Annotated in this window: 7 protein-coding genes; all 7 read right to left on the bottom strand. The window is 34.7% G+C overall.

From position 1 onward, the window contains the following. Nucleotides 1–145: 145 nt before the first annotated feature. Entirely contained in the window at nucleotides 146–2,659 is a 2,514-nt protein-coding gene (locus ABEG63_RS06410) for a M1 family metallopeptidase (protein WP_346583827.1), read from the bottom strand. Nucleotides 2,660–2,684: 25 nt separating this feature from the next. Continuing rightward, a complete protein-coding gene (locus ABEG63_RS06415) occupies nucleotides 2,685–2,903 on the bottom strand; it encodes a hypothetical protein (RefSeq protein ID WP_346583828.1) in 219 nt (72 codons plus the stop codon). An 85-nt stretch (nucleotides 2,904–2,988) separates the two neighbouring features. After that, nucleotides 2,989–3,783, bottom strand: a complete 795-nt coding sequence (locus ABEG63_RS06420) for a thymidylate synthase (RefSeq protein WP_346583829.1) — start codon at nucleotides 3,781–3,783, stop codon at nucleotides 2,989–2,991. A gap of 327 nt (nucleotides 3,784–4,110) precedes the next feature. Further along, the gene (locus tag ABEG63_RS06425; protein ID WP_346583830.1) at nucleotides 4,111–4,860 is read right to left on the bottom strand and encodes a glucose 1-dehydrogenase; all 750 of its coding nucleotides are present in this window, start codon (nucleotides 4,858–4,860) and stop codon (nucleotides 4,111–4,113) included. A 123-nt stretch (nucleotides 4,861–4,983) separates the two neighbouring features. Next, entirely contained in the window at nucleotides 4,984–5,634 is a 651-nt protein-coding gene (locus ABEG63_RS06430) for a hypothetical protein (RefSeq protein ID WP_346583831.1), read from the bottom strand. Between the two features lie 10 nt (nucleotides 5,635–5,644). Beyond that, nucleotides 5,645–6,085 carry a hypothetical protein gene (locus ABEG63_RS06435; RefSeq protein ID WP_346583832.1) on the bottom strand — a complete coding sequence of 147 codons (441 nt, stop codon included), beginning with the start codon at nucleotides 6,083–6,085 and terminating at the stop codon, nucleotides 5,645–5,647. A gap of 88 nt (nucleotides 6,086–6,173) precedes the next feature. Next, a complete protein-coding gene (locus tag ABEG63_RS06440) occupies nucleotides 6,174–7,523 on the bottom strand; it encodes an alpha-amylase family glycosyl hydrolase (RefSeq protein WP_346583833.1) in 1,350 nt (449 codons plus the stop codon). Nucleotides 7,524–7,745 lie beyond the last annotated feature (222 nt).

Here is a 7,745-nt window from a genome sequence, read left to right on the forward strand (position 1 = left end):
TTCTATAACAAATTTATAATTATTAAATTAAATACGTAATATTTTTTTAAATAAATTAAACATAATTTAATAAACATCGTTTAACCATAAAAAAATAACCACTATCAGAATAGTGGTTATCATATTTTTATGTATTGCTTTAAAACTATTTAAAATCGGCAATAGCTTTATTAATAGCATCAATTTGCTTATTAATGCTAGCTGCATTTTGAGGATTTTGTTTTAAAAGTTCCATTTTTTTATTCAAACCGTCTTTTAAAATCTGGCTTATCATTATTTTAACCTGCGGATTATCACCCATCTGGCCTTTAGACTGAACCAAAACTTTCGTAATCGCTTCAGTCGCTTTTAAATTATCAGAAGACATAATCCAGTTGTATCCTTCTTCAGAAGCTTTCCCTAATTCCGGGTTTTGGAATTTGATAAAAGGATAAAATGCCGCAAACTGAGCGATATTCGCCATCTGTGAAGTCACTTTATTTTTAACAACAATAGGCAACATTTTTTCAATTAAAGCATCAGAAGCTCCCTCCAGATCCATTTTATCGCCTAAAGAAGCTGCTTTTGAAGGATCAATTGCTAAAATAGCTCCTACCGAATTTCCTTTTACCGCATTAGAAACCGCATTTACACCCTTTTCAAAAATCGGAATGTATTTTTTATCTTTTGTCTTCGCCAAAGCAGCAATAGCAGCCGCTTGAGCTAAGGTTTTAGGATCATTGGATGCAATTTTTTCCACCTCTGAACTTAATGCTTTGAACTGTTCAGGATTTGATAAATCCATCAATTCCAATGCTTTAATTCTCACTCTGAAATAAGGATCTTTCAATGCTGCAGCCAATAATTTTGTCGCAGCAGGGCTTTTTCCAACCTGATCTTTAATTCCGTTCAATGCATTATATCTGCTTTTAAATTCCTTAGATCCTGTGAACTGCATCAAATATTGCTCAGGAGTTTTTGTATCTGTAACTTCCGCAACCAATACTCCATCTGCATTGATATTCACTAAATCTGCATTTTTAGAAACATCAAAATTGAAGGTATTTGCACTTTCTGCTTTTACCCAAACATTATATCTTTTAGGTTTACCATTATCGTAAACATCGATTGCCAAAGGAAATTCGAATGGCAGTTCCTGACTTTGATTAATCGTAACTGCGATTTGTTTTTTCACCGGCTCAAAAGTATAAGAATAAGTAATCTTTGGATTTCCGCTTCCGAAATACCATTGATTAAAGAACCAATTCAAGTCTTTACCAGAAACTTTCTCGAAAGATAATCTTAATTGATGTGCTTCTGCATTTTGGAACTCATTGGTCTTTAAATAATCCTGCATTCCGGCAAAGAAAGCATCATCACCCAAATAATTTCTCAACATATGAAGAATTCCTCCACCTTTTTGGTACGTTACTAAATCAAAAACATCTTCACGGGAATCGTATCCAAATCTCACCAAATTTTTCTTGAAATCCGACGGATTATGAAGATACATATTCACATCGGTCATCTGGTGATAATCTGCCTGATCTTTTCCGTATTTATATTCGTTCCAAAGGTATTCTGAATAGTTAGCAAAAGATTCATTAACCGTCAGATTACTCCAGCTTTCTGCCGTTACCAAATCCCCAAACCAATGGTGGAATAATTCATGGGCAATGGTATCTTCCCATTTATTTTCATCGATCAATTGTCCAGGTTTCTGTAAAATATCGCTTCCGTGAAGCGTTGCTGTTGTGTTTTCCATTGCGCCACTTACATAGTCTCTTCCGGAAATCTGTGCATATTTAGCCCAAGGATAATCGTAGCCCATTTTCTTAGAGAAAAACTCGATCATTTCCGGCGTATTTCCGTAGATCTGTTTTGCATAAGGCTCATATTCTTTCTCGATATAATAATCCACCGGAATATTTCTCCATTTATCTTTTACGATAGCATATTCTCCAACGCCCATGAAGAAAAGGTAAGTTGAATGTCTTTTATCCATCACCCAATGATCGGTTCTCAATCCGTTCGATTCTTTTTGAGAATCTTTCATGATCCCGTTAGAAAGTGTGACATATTTGTCAGGAACAGTTATGTAAATTTCCTGAGTGGTTTTTTGATTTGGCTTGTCGATCGTTGGAAACCATGCAGAAGAAGATTCGGTTTCACCCTGAGTCCAGATCTGAGTTGGCATATCAGGATCTTTTCCCTGAGCATTAATGAAATACAAACCTTTAGCATCATTAATGGCAGCACTTCCCTGCTGTTTCACTTCGTTCGGGCGAGAAGTATATTTGATATAAACCGTATAATCCTGATTTTTCTGATAGGTCTTGTCTAAAGTAATTTTTAAAACATCATCCTTATAATCGTATTTCAAAGGAGATTTTTTACCATTGCTATCCAAAGCAACCTCGTGAATCAGCATTCCTTTTGCATCCAGCGTTAATTCATTGGTTGGATAAAAATAAGGCGAAGCCGTTAACCATTCTTCCCCATTCATTTGTTCCTTCTGATAATCGAAATTTACTTTCAGCTTGGTATGTTTCAGTTCCGTTACTTTTGTGTGCGTGGCTCTGTATACTTTTTCTCTGCCTGAAGTTTCGGTTTGTGCCGAGATCGTTGCAGAAAAGAAAATTCCGCCCAAAATAGCAATCGATAAAATGGCTTTTTTCATATTTATTTATTAAATATATTTAGAATTATTTTTTTGTTAAGATATCAAAAATATCGTTTACCAACGTTTCATAGTCTCCTTTTTTGAACTGTTCTTTCGTTTTAGCAAACGCTTTTTTCAATTCGCTTTCAGGATTTTCTTCGTCGATAATTTCTATTGAATCAATGCCTTTGATCTGAAGTAAAACTTCCTTCAGCTTTTCAGCATCAAAATTTTCTTCGATAGTAATTTTTAATGATTTCATAATAAATAAGTATGATTTTCGATTTGAAAGTTACAAAAAAAGTGAAGTTTTTAGGCTTCACTTTATATCTTTTAATTCAAAATTATTAGATCGCAACAGGCGCTTTAATTCCCGGATGCGGATTATAATTTTCCAGCGTAAAATCTTCAAAGTTAAAATCAAAAATATTCTTAACTTCTGTATTCAGTTTCATGGTCGGAAGAGGTCGTGTTTCTCTTGACAATTGTCTATTTACCTGTTCAAAATGGTTGTTGTAAATATGAACATCACCAAAACTATGAACATAATCCCCTACTTCCAAATCACAAACCTGAGCTACCATCATCAATAATAACGCATAACTCGCAATATTAAAAGGAACGCCTAAGAAAACATCTGCACTTCTTTGATACAATTGGAGCGATAATTTTCCATCCGCCACATAAAATTGAAATAAAGCATGACATGGAGCCAACGCCATATTAGGAATTTCAGCAACATTCCAAGCAGAAACGATCAATCTTCGGGAATCCGGATTTTTTTTAATTTGATCGATAACATCTGTGATCTGGTCTACAATTTTCCCGTCTGCTCCGTTCCAACTTCTCCATTGAGCCCCGTAAACAGGTCCCAAATCTCCGTTTTCATCTGCCCATTCATCCCAAATTGAAACGCCGTTATCCTTTAAATATTTGATATTGGTGTCCCCTTTCAGGAACCAAAGTAATTCATAAATAATAGATTTCAAATGCACTTTTTTAGTCGTAACCAAAGGAAAACCTTTCGACAGATCATATCTCAACTGGTAACCGAAAACACTTCTTGTTCCCGTTCCCGTTCTATCAGTTTTATCTGTTCCGTTGTCTAAAATATGCTGTAAAAGGTCTAAGTAATTTTGCATTTGAAAAATGAATTTTAATGGCTCAAATTTAGAAAAATCTTAGTTATTTTTTGGTATTAAAAATTATAAAAAAAGCATTCATGGTGATGAATGCTTTCTATTACTTTATTAAATTTTCTTTCGTCTTAAAACAAAAGAAACAAAAATTCAAGACTTGGAAACTTCTGCTAAAAATTAAAACTTACTCCTAAAATCCCCAAAACTCGCACGAATCTACATTTGTTCTTCGTTTCCATATTTGTCTCTTGCTCAAACAGTGGAGTTTCTTAACGGATTAATTTTTATTTTTTTTAACGCTCCATTTTCCTATATCGTTTTTCTGACCGTTTAGATTGCGGTATAACCACCGTCTACAAGGTAATAACCACCTGTCATGAAAGAAGATTTTTCAGAGCTTAAGAATAATACCAACTCTGCTACTTCTTCAGATTTTCCTAATCTTCCGATTGGGTGTTTTGCAATTAACGCTTCCTTCATATCCCCACTTGCGCTTTCCAATAACGGAGTATCGATATAACCAGGGCCAACAGCATTACAACGAATACCTTTTTGTCCGTACTCTGCGCCAATATTTTTAGTAAGTCCTACCACCGCGTGTTTTGCAGTGGTGTAGGCAGAAGACATAGGTGCAGCAACCATTCCGTGGATAGAAGCAATATTTACAATCACTCCACTACCGTTTTGCTCCATTTGTTCGATGGCATATTTACAACCATAGAAAACTCCATCTAAATTTACACTCAATACTTTTCTCCAACTGTCGAGACTATAATCTCCCGTAAGAGCTGCTTCGCCACCAATTCCTGCATTATTACAGATAATATCTAATTTGCCATAAATTTTTACCGTTTCTTTTACCAGATTTTCCACTTCAGTTGGGCTTGAAGTATCGGCTTTTATGAATGAAGCTTCCCCACCATTTGCTTTGATTTGTTCTACAGCCTGATTACCATGTTCTTCATTAATGTCTGAAACAACCACTTTTGCGCCTTCTTTAGCGTAACTTACAGCAACGGCTAAACCAATCCCAGAACCTCCTCCAGTAACGATAGCTACTTTATTATCTAAAATTCCCATATTGATAAAATTTTATAAGATTTATTATTAAATATTTACCTCTAATTTACGAATTTTTAGCGCCATTGTTTCCATATAAAGCAATAAATTTTTCTTAAATTTTAGACTTGAAATGTTAAATAATTAAAGTACCGAAACACTCACTTCCTTAGAGTTTCCTTCAACAGATTTTAATCTGCCAAATTTCTCTTTTTCAATAATACTATCATTCCAATAATCTAATTTTACAGATCCAAATTTTACTAATTTTTTAAACTTACTACGGTCAATAATATCTTTTAAACCATAATCTATTGAAATATTTCCAATCGATTTTAATTTACCAAATCGGCTGTTATCAATAATGTCTTTCGGGTAATAATCGATGGTGATATTTCCGATGGACTTCACTTTTCCCGCCTTTTCCGGATCAAAATGTATTGAATCCCAGTAATCAACTTTCAGATCCCCAATGCTTTTAATTTTTCCATATTTTGGATCATCCTGATTCATCGCATTCCAATACTCAACTTTTACACCGCCGAGACTTTTTATTTTACCTGCTCTGTGTTTATTAAAAACATCCTGATCATAATAATCTGTTGTACCATTAGAATTATCAGAATAAAATCTCTGTATTTCGCCTTCCCCGCTTAAAACAACGGTTACATTATTTATCGTTAAATCTACCGTTTCGATAGTATATGTGGAATTGGAAATAACAGCTTTAATCTGAGCATTCAGAAGAAAGTTGAACAATATAAAGCCTATTAAAAGTAGTTTTCTAATTTTCATGAAAAGAGTTTTACCAAATATTCTCAATTTTTTGAGGAATATTATTAATGGTAAATGCTTCTCCCATTTTCTTGCCAAACATCGCTTTCACCAAAGGAGATTCCGCGGAAACTGTCATTATTTTTTTGCCTTCCACAATAATTTCACCCAAAGAAGCAGAAATATAAAATAAACCTTTATCAGTTTTCACCAAAGCTCCATTCTGAACTTTCAGACAATCTTCTGATGTCATTTTCTGAACTACATTTTGTTGATTTAACGTTTCATTCAGTTGCCTTTGAAGATTATTGATTTCCTGCTGAAGCATTTCGCGACCGGTTTCATATTTATCCCCCATCGAACTTTTCGTGTCATTATTGGAAGCTCTCGTTTCAGCAATAAGATTTTCGAAATTTTGAATTTTATCTGATATTTTTGATTTTATGATATTTACTATTTCTTCTTTATTCATTTCAGTTTACTTTGTTTTAAATGTAAAAGCGGACAAAAGCCCGCTTTCAAATTGATATTTTATAAAAATAAAAAATTTTTGTCAATATTTATTTTTCAAAAACGGCATAATCGCCAGGTTTGAAATTAAAATCTTTACCGTTATCAAAGTTTCTGTTTACCTTTTCAAATACATTTCTGAAAGTTCCTGAAACATTTTCGTCTTCAATTTTGAAATTGACAGGTTCTTTCGACATATTTAAAACTACCAACACCTCATCTTTACCATTTTTTCTGAGATAGGCTAAAATTTTATCATTCGCGGAAGTGTTTAACAAATATGTTCCGACATTGTTATCTCCACCTCTCAATGCAGGATTGGAGGCTTTCAAATTTAATAATGTTCTATAAAAATCTGCATTTTGATAGGTATTCGTCCATTTGATAACATCTTTTTCGAAAAATTCCAGACGTTTCATGTTTGGTAATTCCTGACCGGAATATAATAACGGAACACCATTCCAAGTTGCTGAGAAAACAGCCATTGGCTTTGTGATTACGCCATATTTTTCATATTCGGTTCCATTCCAAGAATTTTCATCATGATTGGAAGTAAACCACGCTCTCATTGAGCTGTCGCCAATATTCGAATATTGTATCAATAAGTCTTTTAACCCTTGAAGCGGTTCATTTTTTTTGTAATAATCTGCCGATTTGTGCATCCATTTCCAGGAATAACTTGCATCGAAAACTTTTCCGTATTCCGGACTTTCTATCTCATCAAATTCACCTAACCAAAAAAGAGGCTTTACTTTTTCAACTTCCGGACGAGCCTGTTCCCAAAAATCGACCTCAACCCAAGAAGCCAAATCGCAACGAAAACCATCGATATTGGTTTCTTTAACCCAGTATTTCATGGCATCGATCATGGCAAGACGCATTTCCTGATTTTTGTAATCCAGTTCGATGATATCGTCCATTCCTGAAGCTTTATGGAAACTTCCATCGGCATCTTTTAGGTAAAATTCGGGATGTGTTTTTGTCCAGACATGATCCCAGCCTGTATGATTCGCCACCCAGTCGATGATAACTTTGAATCCCAATCTGTGAGCTTCGCTCACCATGTGTTTGAAATCGTCTAAAGTTCCAAATTCCGGGTTGATGGAGGTATAATCTGCCGCGGCGTAAGGGCTTCCCATGCTGCCTTTTTTATTTTCCTGAGCAATGGGCGTGATAGGCATAAACCAAAGGGTTTTTACGCCCATTGATTTCAGTCTTGGCATTTCTTTTTCGAATGCTCTGAAGGTTCCTTCCTGTGTATATTGTCTTACGTTTACTTCGTAAATATTTGTGTTGTGTTTCCAGTCTTTAGGTAAATCCGTCATGTTTTTTCTTGCGTTTTGTGTGGTACAGGAAACAATTCCCAGACCAATTACAGCTAATAAAATTAATTTTTTCATTAATTCATTTTTAACAAAAATAGGGATTGTGATTGAAAGAAGTGAATCTCTTACACCTGAATTTTGAATTTCTAGCATAAGTTTTTTGTTGAGCTAAAATTTTATGATTATTTCTAAAAATGAAAAAACGGCTACTTCCCTAGCCCAGATTGAGTGGCATGTTTGAGCTCTTTTTTGCTTCAGTTTCGGGGGGGGGGGGGGGGGGGGGGGGGGGGGGGGGGG

Source organism: Chryseobacterium sp. C39-AII1, assembly GCF_039672645.1.
Lineage (GTDB): Bacteria > Bacteroidota > Bacteroidia > Flavobacteriales > Weeksellaceae > Chryseobacterium.